Raw genomic sequence first — 23,915 nt, 5'->3', positions numbered from 1 at the left:
AACTATATCTGGTCAAAAAATTAAACGCATGGGTGTTCAAAAATATGTTGGGCGAATTAAAGAATCCTTAAGGATTGTTCGACGACATAGTAGTTTTTATATTGGTCTTTATGGCGACAATTGGATCAATTTCATGGAAAATTCTTATGAGTTAGTCACTGAATTATTGAGATTAAGTCCTAATAAGCGTAAGTACTACCAACAAGGAGAGAGGGCTATGAGGCTTATTCTATCTGCATCCTAGCCCTTTTTGTAGCCCCGCAAGGTCTCTGACTCAATGAATGCATTCCCAGTCGCAGACTGGGAACGAGTCAAGCCTTATCAAGCTAGGTTTTTAGGGCTTGTGTGTACACCGTAGCCTAAAAGGAGAGAGACTTTGAATTTCCCCCTTCCCGACACGGGCTATCCATTACCCGGATCTTTCTTAACATTGCTGTAAATCAGACTCAGAGGGGATTACAGAATTAAATAACGCCATCATGATTGACTTTAAAGACAGAAAATGACCTAAGGTATAGTGCGATCGCGTAGCGGTCATTTTACGTAACTTGCTGCGTCTTCTAAGTCATTAATCTCCAGGCTAGTAATCAACAACCCACTAATTGGAACAATCCCAAATAACGGATTTTCTTCAAGTACCAGAATCACTTGTAACTGCACAGGTTTGATCTGCGAACCCCCGATGTGATGTAATGGTACTTAAATGTCGAAAGTTGCGAATCACTGTTCCTTTTTGATGGAGGGTGCGTCTAGGTTTTCAATCACTTGCGATTAATTCAAAAACTTTTCCACGCATCTAACAAACATTTCCACACCCATTCCCAAGGCCGTTTCGTCAAAATCAAACCGGGGATGATGATGGGGATACGCTAAGTCTTTCGCTGGATTCGCAGAACCTAAAAAGAAATAGCAACCAGGAACCTCTTGCAAGAAAAATGACATATCTTCAGCAGCCATAGTTTGGCATTCTGGCACAATACCCAACGGTGTTTCTACTACTTCTTCTGCTACAGTTCGCACCAATTCAGCCATCTTCATATCATTAATTACTGGTGGATAAAGTGACCAGTATTCTAAGTCATAACTCGCACCATGACTTTGACAAATTCCGGCAATAATCTGCTCGACACGCTGGTTGAAAAAGCCTTTCAAACTAGGATTAAAATACCTGATAGTGGCACTCATTCTCGCTGTATCAGCAATCACATTCCGCTTGGTTCCAGCATGAAGTTCGCCCACTGTCACCACTGCTGAATCAATGGGATTAACATTCCGGGCGACAATGGTTTGCAAGGCATTTACAATTTGAGCAGCAACTACTACGGAATCAACAGTTTGATGAGGTAGTGCACCGTGTCCACCTTTACCCAAAATTGTGCAGTTAAAGCACTCCACAGCTGCCATCAACGCCCCAGCCCGCACACCCACTGTTCCCAAGGGCAAATTATTCCACAAGTGCAAACCAATAATCGCGTCAACATCTGGGTTTTTCAGCACTCCAGCTTCAATCATCGGCTTTGCGCCTCCCGGTGATTCTTCGGCTGGCTGAAAGATAATTTTTACTGTACCGCAAAAGTCTTGGCGATGCTGCTGGAGATAGTAAGTTGTACCTAAAGCGATCGCAGTATGTCCATCATGCCCACAAGCGTGCATCACTCCATCATGCTGCGATTTGTAGGGCACTTCGTTGAGTTCTTGGATTGGCAAAGCATCCATATCTGCCCGAATCGCCAAAACTTTCTCTGCACCTAGTTTGTTACCCTTGATGGTGGCAACAATCCCAGTGTGAGCAATGCCAGTTTGATGATCAATTCCCCATTCTTGCAGCTTTTGTGAGACAAACTCAGCCGTCAGTTTTTCTTGAAAACCCAACTCTGGTTGTTGATGCAATCGCCGCCGCCACTCTACCAATTGCGGTTGCAATGAACGGATTGAAAGTCGGATGCGAGATAGATCAACAGAAGAGGGATTGGGAAAGGTAGAAACCATTATAAAGACAAGCTAGTTGAAATAAAGCTAACTTAGGCAGCTAACTTAGTTTATTTTCTTAGTTTATCGTTCTGAATGTGTCAGTGTTTCCCAATCTAAATCTGATGCTACTTGAGCAAGTTTATCTAAATCAGTCAGATTATCTAAATAGGGCAAGCAGCCGAAAACTGGGGTGTTCGTAAGTGATTGAATCAATTGGGGTGGTGTCCAGTCGGCTATTTCTGCATCGGTTCGAGGTTGGACGCAGTTGAGAACAATGCCTTTAAGATTTATGCGCGATTGTCTAGCTAATGCTACGTTCGCCACTGCTTGAGCGATCGCACCCAATCTCACTGGTACTACCAATACCGTTGGTAAACGCCATTCTCCCGCTAAATCAGCTACGGTTAACTCGTCAGTTACCGGCGAACCTAACCCTCCCAAGGCTTCTACAAGCACAAAATCACGTTGCGATCGCAACTTAGACAAAGCTTGCCAAACTACTGCTAAATCGACTTGGCGATTTTCTCGTGCGGCGGCGATGGGAGGGGCGAGAGGTGCTTGAAAGTATAAAGGTGTAATTTCATCTGCGGTTTGTTCTAGTGCAAATAGCTTTTGATACCACTCGCGATCGCCAATTCCCGATTGAATCGGTTTCATGATTCCCCAGCTACGCTGTGGGTAATATTTTTGCCAATAGGCTGCTAATGCTGTTGTTAAAACAGTTTTACCAGCTTCTGTATCAGTTCCAGTAATCAATAGTGTGTTTAACATTAATTTCTTTGGCCAGAAAATGGTTGTGTTTCATCAACCGGCGGAAAAGTTGGCGTTTCACCAGTAGTCGGAAGTGGGGTAGGTGTCTCTGTCGGAATTGGAATCGGTGTTTCTGTAAAAATTGGAAAGGGTGTTTCTGTTGGAATTGGAAAGGGTGTTTCTGTTGGAATTGGGAGGGGTGTCTCTGTCGGAATTGGGATAGGTGTCTCTGTCGGAATTGGGAGGGGTGTTTCTGTAAAAATTGGGGTAGGTGTTGGTTTGACTGGTTTTTCTAATGCAACATTGAGATTGTAATTGCTTTCGGTAACTCCTGAAACCAGTGTTAACTCAATACTATATCTACCAGTAACCAGCAATGTGCCTTCATAGGATGTTACTTGCTGGGCATTATTATCAATAGGTTGTTCATTGGGACTTAACACTGTTAGCAAAATGCTGCTTCCTGGGTCAATAAACGTACTTAACTTGTCACCTTCCTGCGCAAAAAAAGTGTACCGGATTATTTGATTTGTTTTAAGAGTATCTTGAACTGCGGTTGTGTTATTAGATGCTCCCAGATTGAGGCGCTTACTAGATACAACAGGTTGATCGTTGGTGGGTGTGGGTGTGGATGTAAATGTAGTACCACCAGAAATCACTGGTGAAGGGAAATTTTGTGGAAGCGTCTCATCTGGGGTTTTCGACTGACTGCGGATGGAACTTACGAGTGCCCAGGAACCGAATCCTGCGATGATCACTACAGCAGTGGCAATTGCTGCGATCGCTAACGGATTATCCAAGAGTGAACTAGGGGGACTTGGTGGAATCACAGGATCGGGTTGTTTCTTGGGCGAAGCTGCTGGTGGTACAAAATCAGGACGGCGGCCAACAGCCATTGTCTGCAAGTTAGATGTATTCAGGGAAGGAAGACTGACTTGCTGTAAAGGTTGTAGTGCTTGAGATACACTAGCAGCACTTTGATAGCGATCGCTCGGTATATGATTCAACATTTGATTCAAAACCAGCGTCAATCGCGGATTAACTGTTACCCATCGCTGCCAATTCCAAGTTAGTTGGTTTTCGTCAAATAGATCCCTTGGTTCTTTACCAGTTAGTAAAACAATTGCTGTCACCGCTAATGCATACAAGTCACTACTAGGATAAGCTCCCCCTGTTTGCATTTGTTCACTAGGAGAGTAGCCTAATTTGCCCACGGTGGTTTCTGGCATTGCACTCTCTGGCGATCGTAAACGCGTTGCCAGTTCTTTTACCACTCCAAAGTCAATTAACACAGGTTTAGCGTCACTATCTCGCAAAATAATATTTTCTGGCGAGATATCCCGGTGAATAATCCCTCGACTGTGAATATGCTCTAAAACAGGCAACAACAACTGAATCAGCTGCAATACTTCTGCCTCTGTGAAAGTTTGTCCCAGAGCTTGACGTTCAGCCAGCAAAGTTTGGTACGTTTGACCTGCAACGTAGTCCTCCACCAAAAATAAACGTTGGTCTTGCTCAAATCTTTCCCGGAATTTAGGGACTTGTGGGTGTTCAATTTGATATAAAATGGCGGCTTCTCGATGAAAAAGCTCTTGGGCCTTCTCCAAAGCCAAAGCCTCCGTTGCTGTTGAAATCAATTCCTTGATCGCGCAAAGTTCGTTAAAGCGCCTCTGGTCTTCTGCCAGATAGGTTCTACCAAATCCCCCTTGTCCGAGAATTTGAATTATGCGGTAACGGTTTTGCAAGACAGTGCCAACTGTAATGGGTGGTTGCATGATCGAATCATTGAGTGTATTAGCAACTGAAGAGGCAGTCACCCACAAAGATTAAGTCCAAGAGGCGACAGACAGTTACCTGCGGCAATATTCTACTATACTCAACGGGTACACCCCCACCAGAGCAAGGTTGTTTCGTACTGTATAACTTACAGAGTCTGCAATCTCCAATTCAATTTTTCTTCTTGGGAAAACGATAAATTTTGAAATATGTAAAATTAACTTGAGAATCCAGGTTATACAAATCACTCATCTCTTTTTCAATCAATCCTTTGGGAAATAGATGTTCCCGATTAACTACGATCAAAACTGTGTCTGCACTATTTGTTAATTTTTCAATTTTTTCTGCAAAATTTTCATCAGTAATGCCTTTTCTTAACTGATTACCTAAATTATGTGCATCCAGAGTTAGAGGATCACCATAGTATTTAAATAATCTGAGATTGCCAAATAAAACTACAGATTTTGTCGAAGAAGAACGATTTTTTATAATGTACTGGATTGTAGAGCGGTAGTCATCTTTCTGATAGTCATCATTAAAGTAGTAGTTACAAAGAGAATAAATATTCAGAACTATCAGAGATATGACAGCGATTTGAGCAAACTGAGACACTCCGTAGCGCTTTGACCTAATACCAGTCCTTTGACTCAAAGCTGATGGGATAAGCATGGCAAGTGGGAACCAAAGATAATAAGAGTGACGCGGTACCCAATTAAATTTGGTAACAATAGCTAAGAGCAATCCTAGTAAAAATGTCATAACAAAAACAGAAGCAAAGAAGTAATCAGGATGCTGCTCTCTGTTATTTTTTTTGTGTCTCAATAAAACTTTTATTAAAGCCAGAAAAATTACACTACCGACAATCACCAATAAAAGTATGTGAGGCCAGTAACGAAGCACAACCTGTACTTTATCATCGCCTCGCAACTGTTCCATTGAAGGTCCATAAGTTGTCCCCACTAAAATTCCATGTAACACAAAAATAATATTTTGAATGATGGGGAATCCCAAGCGAGAAACTGAAATGCTTTCTGGATCAGTTGCTCCAGGTAAAGACAGATAATATAATACTGGCGGTAAAGATAAAAACCCCGCAGGCAGCCACCATTGCAGCCATTGTCTTAAATTTATATAGATAACAATATGAGATAGACATAGAGCTGTAGTGGAAAAGCAGAAGTTAATATTAGTAAAAATTCCTATAGCGGTAAAAATACTGAATAGCAATATTGAAATACCTAGCTCACCTTCGTTTTTAACTAATACCTTGCTGAAGAAATATAGTTGAAGTGAAGCTATAAACATTGCTAAGGCATAAATTCTTGCTTCTTGGCTGTAGTAAATACAAAAAGAACTGAATGTCAGGATTAGCAAAGACCATAAAGCGTGCTTTTTTCCATATATCCGCAAAGCAGTAAAGAATATAACAATAGTTGAGCCAATTCCTAAAAGAGTAGAGAGTGAGCGAAGGGCAAATTCACTTTCACCAAATATCTGACGCCACAAAAAGAGAACTATAAAGTATAGTGGTTGAAATCTATCACTATTTCCTACGGCTCTTACGTTCGCAATGCTCTCTTGAAGTGTCGAGGAATCAGAAAGAGTTAACGTTAAGCCTTCATCATACCAAAGACTCTGTTTCCCTAACAGAAAAAAGCGCAGAAAAACACCCAAAATAATTACTATTAAAACAGATAGATAATATCTTGACCATCTCTGTTTTAACATTTTAATCATATTTTTATTTCTTTTTAATGACACTACATTAATCATTACTGCACACCTTATTTAAATCCAATTTTCGTAAAAGTAATCAAGCAAGTTCTTCAAATAAATGTAATGAGTTAAGCGTAGTTTATTAGTAATGTTAGGATAAAGGTTTTTTATACTGACAATTTTAATTACATAACTTATCTATTCTTAAAACACTAGAACACCAATTCATTAATCCTGGAAGAACCTCTCTCCCAACCCCTCCACCTTGACGTAAGCCTGCCGTTAAGCATAGCAAAGAGTTTGGCTGCCCCTTTCCTGCTAGGGAAGGGGGCTGGGGGGTTCGGTTTTTGATTACTGAATCGATGCTCTAGTCAATGCTTACCTAAAGCAATTGCCCCGATACCGCTCAACATCAAACCCGCTCCTAACCATTGCAAAACTAAGATTTTTTCTCGCAAAATTACAGCACCAGTAATCATTGTGAATATAATTGTTAACCCTATTACCACTGGATAGGCGACAGATAAATTCAGCTTTCCTAAAACTACTACGTAAAAAATCGTACTCAGACCATAACTACAAATCCCTCCTAGTAAATAGATATTTAAAGGATTTTGTCCTGCTCCTAGTTTCAAGAGATTTTGAGCCAGTGTATTTAACCCTACTGTGATTAGAATCAGTAAACTAAAAACTATCTGGTTATTCATGGTGAAAATTTAGTCACTTTACAAGGCGATATTTTTTGATAAAAAGAGTAATTTACAATTTATAAGAAGCTTTCATAGCCAGCAGCACCGTCAAAATTCCAAAGTTCTTCTCCAGATGGATAAGGTATTTGCACCCATTTGCTAGCAAGTTTTTCCCACCATCGAGGCGGGTGCGGTAGGCTAGCAACTTGTATGTAGCCACATCCACAAAGTAGTGCTCCTACAAAATCAGTATGTAAACTATCACCAATGACGAGTACATGTTTTGCTGGTAACCGCATATAAGCTATTGCCTGTCGAAATGCAGGGGGAAAGGGTTTTTTCGCTGGACTGAGCGCTGGAATATCAAGACGATGAGACCAATATTTGACGCGATAGCGACGTTTCCCATTTGAGAGGATAAAAAATTGCAATCCGGCTAACTTTGCTTGTGTAATCCAATCTTCTGCACAAGGAGATAGGTAGCGATCATCTTCAGAAATAATAGTGTTATCTAAATCGAGAATTATTCCTTTAACACCACAAACCTTGATTTCGTCAATTTTTATTTGAGCGAGTGTATGGACATGTTGTGGAAGCTTATGGCGTTTCTGTTTAAAACCCAATTTGCGCCACTTCATCAAAAAAACCTTGAAATTTTTCATCCACAAATTCCCTTGCCAAACCAAAATTCTGCTATTAACTCATTTACTAGATTTATGCGATCAGCCCTTGGTGTTTGAGTAAAAGAATCACAAAGCAAGCTATCACCCAACCAATAACAGTTAATAGGATGGGTAAATCTTTCAATAAAACTTCTTCCGGCCTTTCACTGCGTCCACCTTGCTCTATAGTGTTTTCACTAGAACTAGCAATCACCTGAGGATCACTCAGCAGTTGATAGCGAAAAATTCCATACAAAACAAACGGCAAAGTGATTAGCATCCAAGAGGTGCGTGCTCCATGCAAGTAAGGGCCTGCGCTCCAAAGAGTATAGGTGACAACCGTACAAGTAGTTACGACATTTTCCATGCGAGCCAGCAGAGGCAAGGAATAGTATTTGAGGACAGAGCGAGGTTTGTTGCCTTTAATTTGTGCTAACCGTAGTTCTGCTTTGCGTTTTTCAATACCTAAGAATAGCGCCAGCATTGCAGTGCAGATTAAAAACCAACTAGATAAAACAATTCCGGTAGCAGCAGCTCCGGCATAGGCTCGTAGGACAAATCCGGTAGCGATCGCCCCAACATCTAAAATCACCATCCGTTTGAGTCGCAGATTATAGGCGATCTGCAACAGGGCGTATGCAGTTATGGCTGCACCCAACTGAGGCGATCGCAACCACCCCAAAATCAGAGCACTACTTAACAATATTAATGCCATCCCAGCAGCAACACGGATACTAACTAATCCAGCGGCAATTGGCCGCTTACATTTAACAGGGTGTTCACGGTCAGATTCAACATCTGCGATATCATTGATTAAGTAGAAGCCACTTGATGCACAGCAAAATAATACAAATGCCAATAGGCTACCTAGCAGAGATTGCAGATTAATACTAAATGCAAACAATGGTGCTGCAAACACCACCAGATTTTTTGTCCATTGTCGCGGTCGCATCGCAGCTAGATAGTACGGCGACTTCTTGGAACTAGTTACTATGGCAGTTAAAGATTTCTCTACTACTGAAGTCCGTCGAGAGTCCATAAGTACACTTTCCGCTTTTATATCTCAGGAAAATTAGAGCGAACAACTTTTCTAGATTTAATTAAAATTTGTTTCAGTAAAAAATTTTAAGCATTTTTACTTAACATTTAAGATGATATTACCCTGATGATATTACCCTTGTTAAGTAATATTTTGGGAGTATAAAAATATCTTTAATCAATCTTTATTTAAACTTTATTAAAACTTTATGTAAAAATTTTCCTGTGTGTGGGCGGGTTGTCTCTACTGCGAGTGACTTCTAAATTATGTAATTGTCGTTTTTGTCAATGCTAATTACTGGAATAATAAAATACATTTAATATACCTAGTCGCAGGTGCTATACTGTATGAGAACAAACTTCAATATCACTTAAGTTGTAAATGCTTTACTGTCAGCTATAAATGAGGTAGTTAGAAGAACCTACTATACCAATGTTTACCTCAACCCAAAAAATTTGAACTATAGACCTAGTGGACGGTCTTGATGTCAGTTAAGCTATCAATAGCTTGTTTGCCAAGAAGACTAGACAATTAGCAAATGATAATTTTATGGAAAAATGTTTAAATTTTGTATGGAAGTTTCAACAAAACTCACAGATGTTTTTTTAGGCGATTTCTCGGTTAAATCTATTAAATCTCTAACTATAGTATTGTTATGAATGCACATAGAGGATCTGCTGTGCTCAGTTCTGCAACTTTCAAAGTGCAACCATCTGCAACGGGACTGACCGAGAATCATCGCCTGCGGCTGTTTTCTGGCTCTGCCAATATACAGCTGTCTCAAGAAGTCGCTCGTTATGTGGGTATGGACTTGGGGCCAATGATTCGCAAAAGATTTGCGGATGGAGAACTTTACGTTCAAATCCAAGAATCGATTCGGGGTTGTGATGTCTATTTAATCCAGCCATGTTGTCAACCCGTGAACGATCATTTGATGGAATTATTGATTATGGTTGACGCTTGTCGTCGAGCTTCTGCGCGGCAGGTGACGGCAGTAATTCCATACTACGGTTATGCCCGTGCTGATCGCAAAACGGCAGGACGAGAGTCAATAACCGCCAAGCTGGTTGCTAACTTGATCACTGAAGCAGGTGCTAACCGCGTTCTAGCAATGGATTTGCACTCCGCTCAAATTCAAGGCTATTTCGATATCCCCTTTGACCATGTTTACGGTTCGCCAGTATTGCTGGATTATCTAGCAAGCAAACAACTCCCCGATCTTGTGGTTGTTTCCCCTGATGTTGGCGGTGTAGCACGAGCCAGAGCATTTGCGAAAAAACTCAATGATGCCCCACTGGCGATTATTGACAAACGTCGTCAGGCACATAATGTTGCAGAAGTTTTAAACGTCATCGGCGATGTTAAAGGCAAAACGGCAGTGTTGGTGGATGACATGATTGACACTGGGGGCACGATCGCTGAAGGAGCGCGATTACTGCGTGAAGAAGGAGCGCGTCAGGTATACGCCTGTGCAACTCATGCAGTGTTCTCTCCACCAGCGATGGAGCGGTTATCCAGTGGCTTGTTTGAGGAAGTCATTGTTACAAATACAATTCCCATACCAGAAAACAATCGTTTTCCACAACTAGTGGTGCTGTCAGTAGCTAATCTTTTAGGAGAAACTATCTGGCGGATTCATGAAGATACTTCAGTCAGTAGTATGTTCCGCTAGCCAATACAAAGACTGTCATTTGTATTATGGGCGTAAATTACCCACATTGTCCTCTTGATCGGGCACAGTGTGGGTTTTTAGCATTTTTAAACTTTCTTTACTGTGATTACAACACAAATAGTTCAAGCTGCCAAGGTGGTTTACAGAAAACTCTTTCTACCCCTGCTTCCCCTCCCTTACCGATACAGCCAAACCCGGAGTAATGAAAGCAGTTGCTCAGTATCTACAGGTTTGGTGATGTAGTCAGAGGCTCCAGCTTCGATGCACTTTTCGCGATCGCCTGGCATGGCTTTAGCAGTTAAAGCAATTATTGGTAAGGAACGAAACTGTTGTTGTTGGCGGATGGCGCGGGTAGTTTCGTAACCATCCATTTCTGGCATCATGATGTCCATCAAAACTATATTAATGTCAGGATTAGTTTGCAGTCTCTCTATGCCATCTCTGCCATTTTCGGCAAACAGCACTTGCATTTGATAGCTTTCTAAGAAGCTGGTAAGGGCAAAAATATTTCGCAGGTCATCATCTACAATCAAAATTTTCCGATTAGCCAGCACCGGGTCAGTTTGGTGTAGTTGCTCTAGCATTTGCCGCTTTGGTGGCGGCAAATTTGCCTGCACTCGATGCAAAAACAGGGCAGTTTCGTCTAACAACCGCTCTGGCGATCGCACATTTTTAATGATAATTGTCTCTGCGAGTCCCCGTAGTTGGGTTTCTTCTTGTCGGCTAAGTTCTTTGCCGGTGTAAACGATGATCGGCAGTTTTAAAAGCCTGGGTTCTTGCTTTATTTGCTCAATTAGTGTAAAGCCGCTCATGTCGGGCAGACCAAGATCCAGTACCATACAATCAAAGTGATGCGATCGCAAAATCGAGAGTGCTTCTGCTCCCGTACCCACTGCTGTACTCTGGACATCGCCATTCCCAATTAGTTCGATAATACTTTGGGCTTGTACGGGGTCATCTTCTACGATGAGGAGATTTTTTACCTGACGCTCAATAAAGCCTTTAATCTCAGTCAATACTTGAGTTAGCGCTTCTGGAGAAACGGGTTTTTGGAGATAGGTAATCGCGCCTAGCTGTAATCCCCGTTGCTGTCTTTCATCAACAGAAAGTATATGTACTGGTATGTGTCTGATCTCTGGGTTATGCTTTAGACGATCTAGCACCGTCCAACCATCCATCTCTGGCATATGGATATCTAGCATAATTGCATCGGGTTTAAACTGTTGCGCTAGTGCTAGACCTTGTTTACTTTGTAAAGCAACAATGGTTTTAAATCCCTGCTCACGGGCCATATCTAGTAAGATGCGGGCAAATTTATCATCATCCTCGATAATTAGCAAAATGCGATCGCCTGGTTGAATTATTTCCCGGTCGTCTGGAATTTCGCTGATGAAGGTGCTAAGTACTTTCGCGGTTGGAGAGATATCTACAGTTGTGGATCTATTTTCGACCCTTGGCACTTCTTTTATGATCGACGCTGTGCGGATAGAGGTGGTTAACTCAGCGGGTGGTGTAGTGAGAGTATTTTGAATATTCTTTTCCTGTCGCCTAGGCAAGTAAAGGGTGAAGGTGCTTCCCTGCCCTGGTTGGCTGACTAGTTCAATTCTTCCGCCCAACAGTTGAGCCAGTTCGCGGCTGATGGACAAGCCCAAGCCAGTTCCGCCGTACTTGCGGCTGGTTGTGCCGTCTGCTTGTTGAAATGCCTCGAAAACAATCTTCTGTTTCTCGGCTGGAATGCCTATGCCCGTGTCGCTAACTGCAAAAGCAATCATCGGATTATCAGCTGAGGCTGTCTCATCTGCCATGCGAATTTGTAACTTTACGCTTCCCTGTTCCGTAAATTTAAAGGCATTAGCTAGGAGATTTTTCAGCACTTGTTGCAGACGTTTGGAGTCGTTATAAATTGTCGGTGGTAACTTCTCATCCCGTTCAATAGTAAAATTGAGTTCTTTATTGTGCGCAAGCTGCCGGAAAGTCTGCTCTAGAGATGTTTCCAAATCTGCAAGAGCAATTTGCTCAATATCGAGCGACATAGTACCCGACTCAATTTTTGCCAAATCTAGAATGTCATTGATCAATTCCAGCAAATCAGTCCCAGCCGAGTAAATAGTCCGGCTGTACTCTACCTGTTTGTCGGTCAAGTTGTTAAGAGAGTTATCTGCTAGCAGCCTTGCTAAAATTAACAGGCTATTTAGCGGTGTTCGTAACTCGTGGGACATATTCGCAAGAAATTCCGACTTATATTTGGAAGACAACGCCAGTTGTTCAGCTTTTTCTTCCAAAGACTTCCTCGCCCGCTCAACTTCCTGGTTCTTGCGAGCAACTTCCCGATTTTGAACTTCTAACAACTCTGCCTTTTCTTCTAGCTCTTCATTTAGTTGTTGTAATTCTTCGTTAGACTGCTTGACAAGAAATTGTGATTCTTCTAACTCGTGCGCCTGTTCTTCTAGGCGTTGATTGCTCTGTTGTAGTTCTTCTTGCTGAGTTTGCAGTTCCTCTGTTAAAGCAACAGACTCTTCAAGTAGTTGCTGGGTTTGAAATTGTGAGGCGATATTATTTAAAAATACACCAAGAATTTCACTCAATTGCTCTAAAAATGTCAGATGCAGATAGCTGAAAGAACCAAATGAAGCAAGTTCAATTACAGCACTCACCTCTGCCTCAAATATTATGGGCAACACAATAATATTTAGCGGTGGAGCTTCTCCCAAGCCGGAACTGATGCGGATATAGTCATTAGGAACTTCCGTGAGGAGGATTCTTTGTTTTTCTAGGGCGCATTGTCCCACCAGTCCCTCGCCCAAGCGAAACTGATTTGCCAGATTTTTGCGCTCTTTGTAAGCATAACTACTCAACAACTTTAGTGTAGGCTCGTCGTCTATGGAGTCCATCACATAAAAAACGCCCTGCGATGCCCCAATCAGTGGTGCTAAATTCGACAATATTAGGCGAGACGCACTTTCTAGATTTCGATGCCCTTGGAGCATCTGGGTAAATTCAGCCAAATTAGACTTTAGCCAGTTTTGCTCGTCATTTTTTTGAGTTGTGTTTTGCAGATTAACGATCATCTGGTTAAAGGTGCGCGTCAACACGCCAATTTCATCCTGGCGATCGCTATCTGGTAAACTCACCGATAAATCCCCATCCGCCATTCTTTCTGCCAAATCAGAAACTTGCTTCAGCGGTGCTGAAATATGTCTGGTCAGGGCGAATCCGATCAAAGCTAAGATCAAAGAAAATAAGGGAATGCTATAGACAATGCTGGCGATCGTTTTTTGAGCAGCTGCTTGCGCTCTTTGAGAGCGCTGTTTCAGCAATGCATTCTCCTCAGTTTTCATTGCCTGGATAACTTTCTGAATCTTATCCATCAGCTGCTTACCCTGATCTGTCAGGACAGCTTTCTGGGCAGATTCTAAGCCTTGGATTTGCCGTAGGTCAATGACATCTTTCATTACAGCCATTCTCTCAGTTAGTAGTGGCTGTAAAATATCAAGCCGATTTAGTTGGTTAGGGTTATCTGCCGTTAATCTTTGAAGTTCTTTGAATTTTTGATTCAGTAATTGAATGGCAGCGTTATAAGGTTCTAAATAGCGCTGTTCTCCAGTAATAATGTAACCGCGTTGTCCAGTCTCAGCATTTGTCAGTTGCAAGTTAAGGTCTTCAAGCTGACTTAACACTTGGTAGGTATGGCTTTCTTTGCGTGAAGTTTGAATTAGCTCATTGGTGCTTTGGTATGAGATTAGACCGATGGTGGTCAGAGTTGCCAAGCTCAGGGCAAAACTAATTCCAATTTTGGTTCCAATCTTCAAACGTTTCAACATTACTCCAGGCAGTTAATTGCAATTATTTATATTTTTGGCATTATTGGGATTATATTTTAGCTATACAAATTTATGAAGATTTCATTTACATGCCATATCTCTATTTTGTTTGCACGCTAAAAATATTACTTTCATCCTTTAATTAAATACATTTATTTATATATTTAACCCTTTCGTCAAAAAATATATCAAATAATCTAATTTTCTAACAATTTGATAATTAGCGTAACATTAAATCTTGAGATAGCGTAGCTTCTTTCAAAAGAAGCACCCATATATTTTTTTAATTGAATCTTGTGGTGGATAATTAAATGCTTGTTATTAGATTATAAATTTAATAACAGACTTTAACTAAAAAAGGGTGGTTTTTATGAGTACAATACTTGACCTAACAAGGCCAAAATTTTGTAAAGGACAAAAGGTAGAATTTATTGGTGGATTAGGAACCATAATACAATACTGTCTTAACTCTGGATACTGGTCGTATCTTGTAGAAATGGAAATGGGTTCAGAGCCAGAAATGGGTAGGATTGGTTGTGAAACTACAATTTTACTATTTGAAACAGATATTATCTTACCCCAAGACGAGCCTGTTGTAGCTTAATTTTCAGCTTGAAATGATCTTTTGAGCAAAAAGTCATTGGAGTGTATTAAGTAATTTAACGAGCGCTCAATATTTTCTTGTGATGGTTAAGCAACTTTTAGAACTGATAAAAAGCCTATATCCTACAGTAAGCACAAAGCTCTAATACGGAATTTACAATTTCTATACTGCAAGCCTTTCATTGATTTGGAATGGGTAGTTTACTTACGCCTTACTCTACTGCATAGTAATGGAGAAGCCGAATAGTGAAAATTAAGCTCATTTAACCATAATTTTTATAAATGTTAAATATATATTGTGCTTATTGATGTTATATGCAACATCAATATCATATTATTGTATATAACAATACAGTTCAGTCATAACCTAACTTCTGCCAAATCAATATACTTTCCTAACAATTTATGGGAATATGCACAATCCTGTTATGGTGTCAAACCCCTTAAGATTAACTTTGAGGTTTAACTAATGCTTATCGGGGAAGCTTTTTTAAGAAGAATTCAGTATTAACCTAAGCCTATTGACTAATAACCTCGCGATCGCTTCTAGTTGCATTAACTACGGATTGGTTATAGATCCGAAAATATTGAATTTTGTTACTCTCTAAAATAGCTCTTGCACCTGCCATGTAAATATCAGTACTATTTATGACTAATAGGTAATTGCCAAGGGCCACTTGATCTTCATAATGTCTGCCTAGATTATCAGGAATTCCTAAAGTAGTGTACTCATCTTTAAAACTGCTGATATCTACCTCAGCAAGACCATTAAGCGTGTCTATATCCTTAGCAATCACCGAGACTTGACTCATAGGAAAGCCAGCAGTTTTCAGTTCAGTAAGTGCTTTTTCTGTGTCTTGGCGCGTATAAAAAACACCAACTGCATTTTTATAGCGGCTATTTGGGGTCAAGTATGGTTCATACATGCTAAACCCTTGAATATCAAGGCGATTAAAAATCCTCTTAGCAACACGAATTTCTATGTCTATGCCGGTTACTATCACTAAATAGTAACCTTTACTAACTAGATCGCTGTAATCTTGTACTTGCTCTTTAGGAATTCCTAAACCTAGCAACACACCATGCAAACTACTAGCCGCTGCATTGATCGCACCACCTGCTAAAGTGGTAGCGATCGCTGTTGCTTCCGCTCCGGCTAGCATAACTCTGCCCATACCAGGAATTACCCAAAGGACTAAACCGACTAATAAGCCAGTAAGACCGTTTAAAGCACCACCAGTATTTTCTGAGGATGTATTGCCAGTGCACTTTTTAACTTCAACACCAGCAATATCACTTTGTTGTGCTGCGTTCCGTGCAATTACAGAAACTTTGTGCATCGGGAAATTAGAAGCTTTTAGTTCCTGAAGTACCAATTGTGCATCGGAACACTTAGCGAAAACTCCTATAGTTCTTCGCTCTTTTTCTAATGTCATTTTATCGGTTTGTTGCAGCTTGAAATGATTCCCAATAGTATTAGCTAATTTGAGGCAATTACACAGCTCGACGAGTCAGTAAACCCCAAAGGAAAATCAGTAGCATAGCGCCAAGAACAGCAAATAAAATACTTCCAAGGGATAAGGCTCCTACAGATGCGGCGGCTGCCGAACCACTTCCTAGCAAAGCTTGACCCAAATAACCTCCAACTACGGCTCCAAGGATTCCTAATATAATGGTGGAAAGAATTCCGCCACCTTGGGTTCCTGGATAAAATAACTTAGCTAATGCACCTGCAATTAAGCCTAAAACCAGCCAAGCAATAATGTTACCCATAAAATTTCTCCTTCCTTGAGAATCTGTTTTGTTTGCTTTTGACTATTTCATATTAAAGTTTGCCCACAAAATTCCTGATCTATCTAGAGAACTAATATCAAAAATCTTTAGATATCATTTGAATATTCACCAGGTCGGTCCTAAAATATCAAGCAGATAATTCTGTAGATTCAATTCTTCACAAGAAGGTAAGTATATATTTGAATTTGCAATTTTCTGAAAGCGATATTAGCATTTCAAGACTCAGGACTGAGGACTAAAGAAAGAGCTAGTTGATAGAGTTGGCGACGGGGAAGGGAGGTAAATTTTGCTAACTGACGGCTAGCTTGCGAACGCGATATTCCCTGACTAATTAACTGTCTCAATTCGGCTTTCAGTTCCTCTTCCGTCAATTGGGGCTGAATAGCTGGAATTCCCGCCACTACTAACGTATATTCACCTTGGGGTTCTCGTTGGCTGTAGTGAGCGATCGCTTCGGCAATTGTCCCCCGCCAAAATTCTTCATACAATTTTGTTAACTCCCGCCCTAGCACAATTTGGCGATCGCTTCCCCAAACCTCTGCTAAGTCTTGCAAAGTATCTCGCAAGCGGTGGGGCGATTCGTAAAAAATTAATGTGCGAGATTCTGTTTGCAGAGATTCTAAATGTTCTTGTCTCTGTTGAGTTTTAGCTGGGAGAAAGCCTTCAAAGACAAACCGATCCGTTGGTAATCCAGCAGCACTCAAAGCGGTAATTGCTGCACTAGCGCCTGGAATGGGAACTACTGGAATTCCCACCTCAATACAGGCTTTCACCAGTTCATATCCAGGATCGGAAATTCCGGGCATCCCGGCATCGCTCACCAGAGCGATCGCTTTATTGTTGACTAAATGCTCTAATAATTCTGGGATGCGGCTAGTACGATTATGCTCGTGGTAACTTACCTGGGGAGTTTTAACTTGAAAATGCTGTAGCAGTTTCCCCGTATGACGAGTGTCTTCCGCAGCAATGATATCCACAGTCTGCAAAATTCGCACCGCCCGAAAGGTTATATCTTCCAGGTTGCCAATTGGGGTGCCGACAACATAAAGTGTTCCTGGTTTTGGATCGGTTTGCATGAGTGAAAGTTAGGAGTTTGTAGAGACGCGATTCATCGCGTCTGTGTAGGAGAGACAGGAGAGACGCGATGAATCGCGTCTGTACAAAATTACGAATATATATGAGAAATGGATAATCTAAAATCCAAAATTCAAAATTCAAAATCGGATCGTGGATTATTTGTAGGTTTAGTAACCTTGGATTTGATTTATCTTGCTGACTCTGCCCCTAAAAATAATCAGAAGATTGTCGCTACTGACTATACTGTAGCGGCAGGGGGGCCAGCAACAAACGCGGCTGTGACTTTCAATTATTTAGGAAATCAGGCTACAGTCTTAGGTATAGTGGGTTCTCACCCAATGACACAGCTAATTCGAGGTGACTTGGCAAATTACAAAGTTGCGATCGCAGACCTTGAGCCTACCACTGATTTAGCACCGCCTGTCTCCTCAATCATTGTTACCCAAGCCACGGGTGAACGAGCTGTAGTTTCCATCAATGCTGTCAAAACTCAAGCCAGCAGCGCATCTATCCCACCAGATATTTTGCAAAATATCGATATAGTACTGATTGATGGACATCAGATGGCGGTTAGCTATTTCATAGCTCAAATGGCTAAAGCCAAGAATATCCCAGTAGTAATTGATGGTGGTAGTTGGAAGCCTGGATTTGAGGAAATTCTGCCGTTTGTAGATTACGCCATCTGTTCGGCTAATTTTCATCCCCCCAATTGCCAAACAGGAGAAGACGTTTTTACCTATCTGAGTGGATTTGGCATTCCTCACATCGCTATTACCCACGGACAAAAACCAATTGAATACTTGAGTTGCACTAAAACTGGTATCGTAGATGTGCCGCAGATTCAAGCGGTTGATACATTAGGGGCTGGAGATATTTTTCACGGTGCTTTCTGTGATTACATTTTAAGGGAAAGTTTTACTGATGCATTGGCACTGGCAGCTAATATTGCTGCTGATTCCTGTAAATTTTTTGGTACTCGGCGCTGGATGAATTTAAAGGGCTGATTAGTCAGGTTAATAAAATTATATAAGGTCAAATTTAATGAAAGACTTACAAGAAATATTAGCGATCGCTCGTGAGGTAGGTTGGGGCGCAGCAGATATACTGCGATCGTATTATGATGGCACTGCAAAAGATCCTAACTTAGAAGTCCAATATAAACAGAATGAGCCTGTTACCGTTGCCGATGTAGCTGTGAGTCAATACATTTTGCAGAGGCTACAAGCAGCTTTGGGTAACGAAGATTTTGCCTATATCAGTGAAGAAACTTACCAATCGCCAAGTTCGGGTGCACAGCCTTCCGCCCCTTGGGTATGGATAATTGACCCTTTGGATGGCACACGAGACTTTATCGAAAAAACTGGGGACTATGCAGTTCACATTGCTTTAGTCAAGGAAACACGCCCTGTTTTGGCAGTGGTGGCAGTACCAGAAGCTAAAAAGTTATATTACGCTATCAAAGGCGGGGGTACATTTGTAGAAACCCCTGATGGTTCTGTTCCTTTACAAGTGTCGTCAGGTAAACGAGTCGAGGATTTAACCTTAGTCGTTAGTCGCTCTCACCGTAACCAACGCTTAGATTACTTATTACAAAATTTACCCTGTCAAAATCATAAATCTGTGGGTAGTGTAGGCTGCAAAATCGCTACCATTGTGGAGCAACAGGCAGATATCTACATTTCTCTTTCCGGCAAATCTGCGCCCAAAGATTGGGATATGGCAGCACCAGAACTGATTTTAACAGAAGCTGGTGGTAAATTTACCCACTTCGACGGTACTCCGTTGCAGTACAACACGGGTGATATCAATCAATGGGGAGGTTTGTTGGCTAGTAATGGTGAATATCACGAAGCACTATGCAAGCAAGCGGAAAAGATTTTAGCGCAGTTCGAGCATAGCTAAATGGGCCATTTGAGGATGAATATTTTTTAATTTGCTTTTAATACAGTTAGTCATGGTATGATTACCCCCAATACCGATAATAATCTTTACCCCTTAGTCCACAGCTTAATTTTCAAAACACTAAATACCTGGGCGATCGCTAGTTAATTCCGATTTCCTGTTAAAAGTGTAACTTTTATAGTACAACCAACAAAAGCCAGTCTTTGGAAAGTCTGCAAACCTGCCCTAAAGGTTTGATTTGTGAATAAAATTCACTATAAGACGATTTTCAAAGGCTGAAGGCTGTGCTACACTCATGGACATAAAGATTATTTTCGGTTGAGTAACTAGTTTTGATTTCTAAAAACCGTCTCTCCGAATTTAAGTCTCTACACTCCCTGAATTCGGAGATTTATATGTCAATTTACGTCGGAAACCTGTCCTATCAGGTTACAGAAGAGGACTTAAAGCAGGCTTTTGCAGAATACGGAACAGTAAATCGTGTTCAACTACCCACAGATCGGGAAACAGGCCGGCCTCGTGGGTTCGCTTTTGTTGAAATGGAATCAGACACACAAGAACAAGCTGCCATTGATGCACTTGATGGTGCTGAGTGGATGGGACGTGACTTGAAAGTGAACAAAGCTAAACCTCGTGAAGAAAGAAGCAGTTCTCCTCGTGGTAGCTGGGGTGGTGGTAATGCCCGCCGCAACAATAATCGCTACTAAGTCGATTCGTTAAAGTTTCACATTTAGAGTCTCCAGCAGATAAAGCCAAAGGCTCCACTCTGCTGGAATATTTTATTTTGTATCTAGCTTTAAACTATTCATCCACGTTAAGGAGGAATGAGAATGACACAAGTAGTTTTAGGGGAGAATGAAGGTATTGAATCAGCCTTGAGAAGATTTAAACGGGAAGTTTCTAAAGCAGGAATTTTCCAGGATATGAGAAAAAAGCGTCACTTCGAGACACCAATAGAAAAAGAGAAGCGTAAAGCAATTGCTAGGCACAAGCAACGTCGTCAACAACGTTCTCGCTTCAATTAATAAGTCTAAGCAAATTTGCCCTTCAATTTCACATCCAGCCAGCATCTCTTCATTGTTGCCATACCTCCGGAACGCCACAAGGAATTACGCATACATAAATAAATAACACTGTTCCTAGTAGCGCTGTATTTGCTTTCAGCGCTATTATGCGTATATGTTTTCAATTGCATGAAGCAAGTAGGTAGGCATAATTAAACATACAATAAAATCCTAGTTCGTAGTGAACGATTAATTGCTCATAGCAAGGTTTATCAGGACTAAAGTCCTTACTACAAACTTTAATTTATTTGTGCCTAGCTACTTAGAGCAATTCATAGGGACGCACATCTGTACGTCCCTACTTTATACCTGATTCCACAAAGAAGCACTATAATTTGTTGGGTTCCATTTGCGGAACTTGCAGCAATAAAAATGTATTCTTCCTATATACCCATAAAGTATTGTAGATATCGTTAATCTAGTCTACAATCCTTAACTTTAGATTTTCAGGAAAATGTTACGACTTTATCATTTATTGCTAGGTTCTATTTTACTGGTGTCAATACCGCTGGGAGCAAAATTTGTTCTCCCCCAATTTTCTGTACCCAAAGTGGTAAAATCCCCTGCTGTTGCAAAACTTCCCAACCCTAATGAGGGAAATATCTGGCAGAAAATCCTGGGAAATACTGCTGCTCCAACTAACTGGCAAGTTGCTGCTTGTGAGGGAAATGCACCTCTGTTGTGTGTCTCTTCTAAAGGGAAACGTTTGGGTACAGTTGAGATTAACATTTACCCACTAGTAAACAATGAGGATTTCCAAAAGAAACTTGTAGCAGCGGGTATTCCCAATAGTTCCCAGGTGGACTACCAAAGTTCCAAATACCAAACCCAGGTATTACCAGCACTCAAGGCTTGGGTTGCAGACCACTACGCTGCTTTTGCGAAAGACCGTCAGGGTGAATATGGAAAAGAGATTAGTTTTTCAGCCTACCCACCGCAACCAGTAACTGTTGGTAAGCTTCAGGGAATTCGCTATGGGTTCGCCGGACTCAAACAACAAGGTGAAGTACAAGAGCAACATATCGGTCATGTTGCCTTTGATGGCAGTAAACTTTACGTAATTACCACTGCCTTTGATCCAGGTACGCAAACAGGTAAGTTTGAGAAACTAGAAAACTTGGCTATTTTTCAACCTTACTTATATGCGATCGCAGCAGATTTGCGTTTACCCTGATAGGGATTGGGGATTGGGAAATCTTCCTAGTCCCTAGTCCCCACTCCCCATTAACCTAAATCTCAGCCACCGCCCGTTCAATCAAGCGACGTGCTAAAGTTTGCGTGCCGGTGTGCTCATAATAATTCGTTGCTACATCTAGGAACGCTGCGAGGTAGTCCAACTTGTCATCAGCAATATCGGCAAAACTTTGCAAGTTGTGGACAACCTTTTGTGGCGTTAAATTATTGGCACTAACTAGCCCATTCATCCAACCTTTAACTGAGTCAAAACTTTCGCCGATAAAGTTGAGTTTACTGCCAGCATTGTTCCCTGGAATCACATCTTTGATATTTTGGAAAGTGGAGTTTTTTTCTAATTCCTGTGGATTTGTTTGATTAAGCCCAGATATCGCTTTGCTGATGAAGTCTGGGCCTAAGGGGATCAAACCATCAACGCAAACTAATGCCACCATACGGATGAGCGATTCACCACTATACTCACCTAAAGAGGCAACAAAATCGCCAATGCTGTCTCCAGGAATGCCGTTAATTTGGCAGAAGGCTACCAATTCAGCCACTAATTTTAATGTCAGATCGATTGTTTGGGCTTTGTCAGGTTTGGGAGTGACAGAGTTTAAAAAACCCAACAGAGGAATTTTCTCACCGACTTTGTTAGCTAAAGCTGCTGCACCAAGAGCTTTATCTGTACTATCAACGGTTTGATATAACCACAAGGCTGTTTGGTATCCTTGAGATTTGTCGTTGAATAAATAAATTGCTCTTTCACCAATTTGCTGAATTAAATCTTCGTCATCTTCGCCAGTGACGGTCTTAATAGTGTTGACAAAGCCGACAGTATTTTGCCACTCTCCAGGAGCAACAAAATCGAGGGACTTCAACATAGAAATGGTCAAGCCGCCGGTTGGTAATTGATCAACCAACTCAAAAATCGATTTGCTCACAAAAATCTCCTTATTTAGGTTTTATTATCTAAATGTTCGTAGTGCAAATCATTTCAGTTTAGCCAGACCATTAAGATTAAACTTCTCTAGCCAATCTGCGCGATCGCTAGCTGTAAATGACGGATCGCGGGAAAGTGCTTTTACTTGGTACTTACCTACTAAAATTGCAGTTTGCGTCTTACCAACTTCTACTGCGGGATAACCGCCAATTTTTTTGGTGCTCTTCGAGAACTTTGCTGCTGCGCTAGGTGTACTGGTGGTATCAGAAATAGACAGCACCGCGATATCTTTACCGCCTTTTTTCAACTTCGCTTCCGCAAAGCCTTTTTTCTCTTGGGTATAGACGCGCTGGTAGCCATCATCCGCATTAGGGAAAAGTTTATTAAATTCGCTACCCTGAGTTGCAGTTTTAGCTACCGATTGACCGCTTTTTTGTTGAGTGCTCTCTTTTTGCGCTTGGTCAAAACGTCCAGGTGCTTCTGGAGCACAGGCTGTTGTCAGCAATATAACTGACATCAAGAAAGCAGCTACTACCCTCCGCCCACGGTGTAAAATCATTATTGGCTTCTCCTTATAATTGAGCTTTGAGGCAATTATCTGCGCTGCTAGCAATTATTACCCGTAAAATTTACTTTTTGATAATTATTGCCTAAGTTCTAAACTATAGCGGTCTAGTTTTGATATAACACCCATCATTTTGCACTTCAAAAAAACGTACTAATTAACCCAATGCAAAAACGCCCCCCCTTTCGGGAGAGCGTCTTTTACTTATAGATAATCGTGAAGATTGTATCTCAGATTATGATTAACCGTTGATAGCAGGAGCAGTCAGAGCGACAGGAGCAACATCACCAGCAGCCAAATCTAGAGGGAAGTTGTGAGCATTGCGCTCGTGCATTACTTCCATACCCAGGTTAGCCCGGTTGATTACATCAGCCCAAGTGCTGATAACGCGACCTTGAGAATCAATGATTGATTGGTTGAAGTTGAAACCGTTCAAGTTGAACGCCATTGTGCTTACACCCAAGGCGGTGAACCAGATGCCGATTACAGGCCATGCTGCGAGGAAGAAGTGCAGTGAACGGCTGTTGTTGAAGGAAGCGTATTGGAAGATTAGACGACCGAAGTAGCCGTGGGCTGCAACGATGTTGTAGGTTTCTTCTTCTTGACCGAATTTGTAACCGTAGTTTTGTGACTCGGTTTCGGTGGTTTCACGAACTAAGGAGGAAGTTACTAGTGAACCGTGCATTGCAGAGAACAAG

The 23,915-nt window shown here is 41.3% G+C and carries 20 protein-coding genes and 2 pseudogenes; 8 read left to right on the top strand and 14 right to left on the bottom strand.

Annotated elements, in window-relative coordinates; translation table 11 throughout:
- Positions 1-244, top strand: a pseudogene (locus F8R90_RS21045) (IS4 family transposase); the annotation flags it as partial.
- A gap of 527 nt (positions 245-771) precedes the next feature.
- Here F8R90_RS21045 and F8R90_RS21040 read toward each other — a convergent pair.
- The 7 genes from F8R90_RS21040 to F8R90_RS21010 form a co-directional block, all read right to left on the bottom strand.
- Positions 772-1,989 (bottom strand): M20 family metallopeptidase, encoded by a 1,218-nt coding sequence (locus tag F8R90_RS21040; protein ID WP_196512301.1) that lies wholly within the window; start codon positions 1,987-1,989, stop codon positions 772-774.
- Positions 1,990-2,052: 63 nt separating this feature from the next.
- Positions 2,053-2,742, bottom strand: a complete 690-nt coding sequence (gene bioD / locus F8R90_RS21035) for a dethiobiotin synthase (RefSeq protein WP_196512300.1) — start codon at positions 2,740-2,742, stop codon at positions 2,053-2,055.
- Positions 2,742-4,496 (bottom strand): serine/threonine-protein kinase, encoded by a 1,755-nt coding sequence (locus F8R90_RS21030; protein WP_196512299.1) that lies wholly within the window; start codon positions 4,494-4,496, stop codon positions 2,742-2,744. Before F8R90_RS21030 ends, bioD begins: the two co-directional genes overlap by 1 nt.
- Before the next feature lie 172 nt (positions 4,497-4,668).
- Positions 4,669-6,270 carry a glycosyltransferase family 39 protein gene (locus tag F8R90_RS21025; protein WP_196512298.1) on the bottom strand — a complete coding sequence of 534 codons (1,602 nt, stop codon included), beginning with the start codon at positions 6,268-6,270 and terminating at the stop codon, positions 4,669-4,671.
- Between the two features lie 314 nt (positions 6,271-6,584).
- A complete protein-coding gene (locus F8R90_RS21020) occupies positions 6,585-6,920 on the bottom strand; it encodes an SMR family transporter (RefSeq protein ID WP_190895734.1) in 336 nt (111 codons plus the stop codon).
- A 59-nt stretch (positions 6,921-6,979) separates the two neighbouring features.
- Positions 6,980-7,540, bottom strand: a complete 561-nt coding sequence (locus F8R90_RS21015; RefSeq protein WP_230966558.1) for a YqeG family HAD IIIA-type phosphatase — start codon at positions 7,538-7,540, stop codon at positions 6,980-6,982.
- A 76-nt stretch (positions 7,541-7,616) separates the two neighbouring features.
- Positions 7,617-8,624: a decaprenyl-phosphate phosphoribosyltransferase gene (locus tag F8R90_RS21010; protein ID WP_331000688.1), complete on the bottom strand. Its 1,008-nt coding sequence runs from the start codon at positions 8,622-8,624 to the stop codon at positions 7,617-7,619.
- A 634-nt stretch (positions 8,625-9,258) separates the two neighbouring features.
- Between F8R90_RS21010 and F8R90_RS21005 the strand changes: the two genes are divergently transcribed.
- Entirely contained in the window at positions 9,259-10,275 is a 1,017-nt protein-coding gene (locus tag F8R90_RS21005; protein WP_190895737.1) for a ribose-phosphate pyrophosphokinase, read from the top strand.
- Between the two features lie 176 nt (positions 10,276-10,451).
- On the opposite strand, the gene F8R90_RS21000 is transcribed toward F8R90_RS21005, so the two are convergent.
- Positions 10,452-14,096, bottom strand: a complete 3,645-nt coding sequence (locus tag F8R90_RS21000; RefSeq protein WP_196512295.1) for a response regulator — start codon at positions 14,094-14,096, stop codon at positions 10,452-10,454.
- Between the two features lie 370 nt (positions 14,097-14,466).
- Here F8R90_RS21000 and F8R90_RS20995 point away from each other — a divergent pair, with 370 nt between their 5' ends.
- Entirely contained in the window at positions 14,467-14,700 is a 234-nt protein-coding gene (locus F8R90_RS20995; RefSeq protein WP_196512294.1) for a hypothetical protein, read from the top strand.
- 517 nt (positions 14,701-15,217) lie between these two features.
- Here F8R90_RS20995 and F8R90_RS20990 read toward each other — a convergent pair.
- From F8R90_RS20990 to rsmI, 3 genes are all read right to left on the bottom strand, one after another.
- Positions 15,218-16,135, bottom strand: a complete 918-nt coding sequence (locus tag F8R90_RS20990) for a hypothetical protein (RefSeq protein ID WP_196512293.1) — start codon at positions 16,133-16,135, stop codon at positions 15,218-15,220.
- A 58-nt stretch (positions 16,136-16,193) separates the two neighbouring features.
- Positions 16,194-16,472: a GlsB/YeaQ/YmgE family stress response membrane protein gene (locus F8R90_RS20985; RefSeq protein WP_190895741.1), complete on the bottom strand. Its 279-nt coding sequence runs from the start codon at positions 16,470-16,472 to the stop codon at positions 16,194-16,196.
- A gap of 236 nt (positions 16,473-16,708) precedes the next feature.
- Positions 16,709-17,569 carry a 16S rRNA (cytidine(1402)-2'-O)-methyltransferase gene (gene rsmI, locus F8R90_RS20980; protein ID WP_196512292.1) on the bottom strand — a complete coding sequence of 287 codons (861 nt, stop codon included), beginning with the start codon at positions 17,567-17,569 and terminating at the stop codon, positions 16,709-16,711.
- 108 nt (positions 17,570-17,677) lie between these two features.
- On the opposite strand from rsmI, the gene F8R90_RS20975 reads away from it, so the two are divergent.
- The 5 genes from F8R90_RS20975 to F8R90_RS20955 all read left to right on the top strand — a co-directional run bounded on the left by F8R90_RS20975 (position 17,678) and on the right by F8R90_RS20955 (position 21,710).
- Positions 17,678-18,574, top strand: coding sequence for a sugar kinase (locus F8R90_RS20975; RefSeq protein WP_196512291.1), 897 nt, complete (start codon positions 17,678-17,680; stop codon positions 18,572-18,574).
- Between the two features lie 37 nt (positions 18,575-18,611).
- Positions 18,612-19,472: a 3'(2'),5'-bisphosphate nucleotidase CysQ family protein gene (locus tag F8R90_RS20970; RefSeq protein ID WP_196512290.1), complete on the top strand. Its 861-nt coding sequence runs from the start codon at positions 18,612-18,614 to the stop codon at positions 19,470-19,472.
- Between the two features lie 395 nt (positions 19,473-19,867).
- Entirely contained in the window at positions 19,868-20,179 is a 312-nt protein-coding gene (locus F8R90_RS20965) for an RNA recognition motif domain-containing protein (RefSeq protein WP_094348369.1), read from the top strand.
- 123 nt (positions 20,180-20,302) lie between these two features.
- The gene (gene rpsU, locus F8R90_RS20960; protein ID WP_069073011.1) at positions 20,303-20,497 is read left to right on the top strand and encodes a 30S ribosomal protein S21; all 195 of its coding nucleotides are present in this window, start codon (positions 20,303-20,305) and stop codon (positions 20,495-20,497) included.
- Between the two features lie 493 nt (positions 20,498-20,990).
- Complete coding sequence (locus F8R90_RS20955) at positions 20,991-21,710, top strand: hypothetical protein (RefSeq protein WP_196512289.1); 720 nt, start codon at positions 20,991-20,993, stop codon at positions 21,708-21,710.
- A 55-nt stretch (positions 21,711-21,765) separates the two neighbouring features.
- On the opposite strand, the gene F8R90_RS20950 is transcribed toward F8R90_RS20955, so the two are convergent.
- The 3 genes and pseudogenes from F8R90_RS20950 to F8R90_RS20940 form a co-directional block, all read right to left on the bottom strand.
- Positions 21,766-22,653 (bottom strand): hypothetical protein, encoded by an 888-nt coding sequence (locus tag F8R90_RS20950; RefSeq protein WP_190895752.1) that lies wholly within the window; start codon positions 22,651-22,653, stop codon positions 21,766-21,768.
- Between the two features lie 48 nt (positions 22,654-22,701).
- Positions 22,702-23,211 carry a hypothetical protein gene (locus tag F8R90_RS20945; RefSeq protein ID WP_196512288.1) on the bottom strand — a complete coding sequence of 170 codons (510 nt, stop codon included), beginning with the start codon at positions 23,209-23,211 and terminating at the stop codon, positions 22,702-22,704.
- Between the two features lie 247 nt (positions 23,212-23,458).
- Positions 23,459-23,915 (bottom strand): annotated as a pseudogene (locus F8R90_RS20940) (photosystem II q(b) protein); the annotation flags it as partial.

This window comes from Nostoc sp. NZL (assembly GCF_015714705.1).
In the GTDB taxonomy this organism is placed as follows: Bacteria; Cyanobacteriota; Cyanobacteriia; order Cyanobacteriales; family Nostocaceae; genus Nostoc; species Nostoc foliaceum_A.
This window is presented reverse-complemented; position numbering and strand designations above follow the sequence as displayed.

What these genes read in the sequence shown, in the direction of transcription:
- F8R90_RS21040 (WP_196512301.1), bottom strand. Translation starts at nt 1,989, where the DNA reads ATGGTTTCTACCTTTCCCAATCCCTCTTCTGTTGATCTATCTCGCATC.
- bioD (WP_196512300.1), bottom strand. Translation starts at nt 2,742, where the DNA reads ATGTTAAACACACTATTGATTACTGGAACTGATACAGAAGCTGGTAAA.
- F8R90_RS21030 (WP_196512299.1), bottom strand. Translation starts at nt 4,496, where the DNA reads ATGCAACCACCCATTACAGTTGGCACTGTCTTGCAAAACCGTTACCGC.
- F8R90_RS21025 (WP_196512298.1), bottom strand. Translation starts at nt 6,270, where the DNA reads ATGATTAATGTAGTGTCATTAAAAAGAAATAAAAATATGATTAAAATG.
- F8R90_RS21020 (WP_190895734.1), bottom strand. Translation starts at nt 6,920, where the DNA reads ATGAATAACCAGATAGTTTTTAGTTTACTGATTCTAATCACAGTAGGG.
- F8R90_RS21015 (WP_230966558.1), bottom strand. Translation starts at nt 7,540, where the DNA reads ATGAAGTGGCGCAAATTGGGTTTTAAACAGAAACGCCATAAGCTTCCA.
- F8R90_RS21005 (WP_190895737.1), top strand. Translation starts at nt 9,259, where the DNA reads ATGAATGCACATAGAGGATCTGCTGTGCTCAGTTCTGCAACTTTCAAA.
- F8R90_RS21000 (WP_196512295.1), bottom strand. Translation starts at nt 14,096, where the DNA reads ATGTTGAAACGTTTGAAGATTGGAACCAAAATTGGAATTAGTTTTGCC.
- F8R90_RS20995 (WP_196512294.1), top strand. Translation starts at nt 14,467, where the DNA reads ATGAGTACAATACTTGACCTAACAAGGCCAAAATTTTGTAAAGGACAA.
- F8R90_RS20990 (WP_196512293.1), bottom strand. Translation starts at nt 16,135, where the DNA reads ATGACATTAGAAAAAGAGCGAAGAACTATAGGAGTTTTCGCTAAGTGT.
- F8R90_RS20985 (WP_190895741.1), bottom strand. Translation starts at nt 16,472, where the DNA reads ATGGGTAACATTATTGCTTGGCTGGTTTTAGGCTTAATTGCAGGTGCA.
- rsmI (WP_196512292.1), bottom strand. Translation starts at nt 17,569, where the DNA reads ATGCAAACCGATCCAAAACCAGGAACACTTTATGTTGTCGGCACCCCA.
- F8R90_RS20975 (WP_196512291.1), top strand. Translation starts at nt 17,678, where the DNA reads ATGGATAATCTAAAATCCAAAATTCAAAATTCAAAATCGGATCGTGGA.
- F8R90_RS20970 (WP_196512290.1), top strand. Translation starts at nt 18,612, where the DNA reads ATGAAAGACTTACAAGAAATATTAGCGATCGCTCGTGAGGTAGGTTGG.
- F8R90_RS20965 (WP_094348369.1), top strand. Translation starts at nt 19,868, where the DNA reads ATGTCAATTTACGTCGGAAACCTGTCCTATCAGGTTACAGAAGAGGAC.
- rpsU (WP_069073011.1), top strand. Translation starts at nt 20,303, where the DNA reads ATGACACAAGTAGTTTTAGGGGAGAATGAAGGTATTGAATCAGCCTTG.
- F8R90_RS20955 (WP_196512289.1), top strand. Translation starts at nt 20,991, where the DNA reads ATGTTACGACTTTATCATTTATTGCTAGGTTCTATTTTACTGGTGTCA.
- F8R90_RS20945 (WP_196512288.1), bottom strand. Translation starts at nt 23,211, where the DNA reads ATGATTTTACACCGTGGGCGGAGGGTAGTAGCTGCTTTCTTGATGTCA.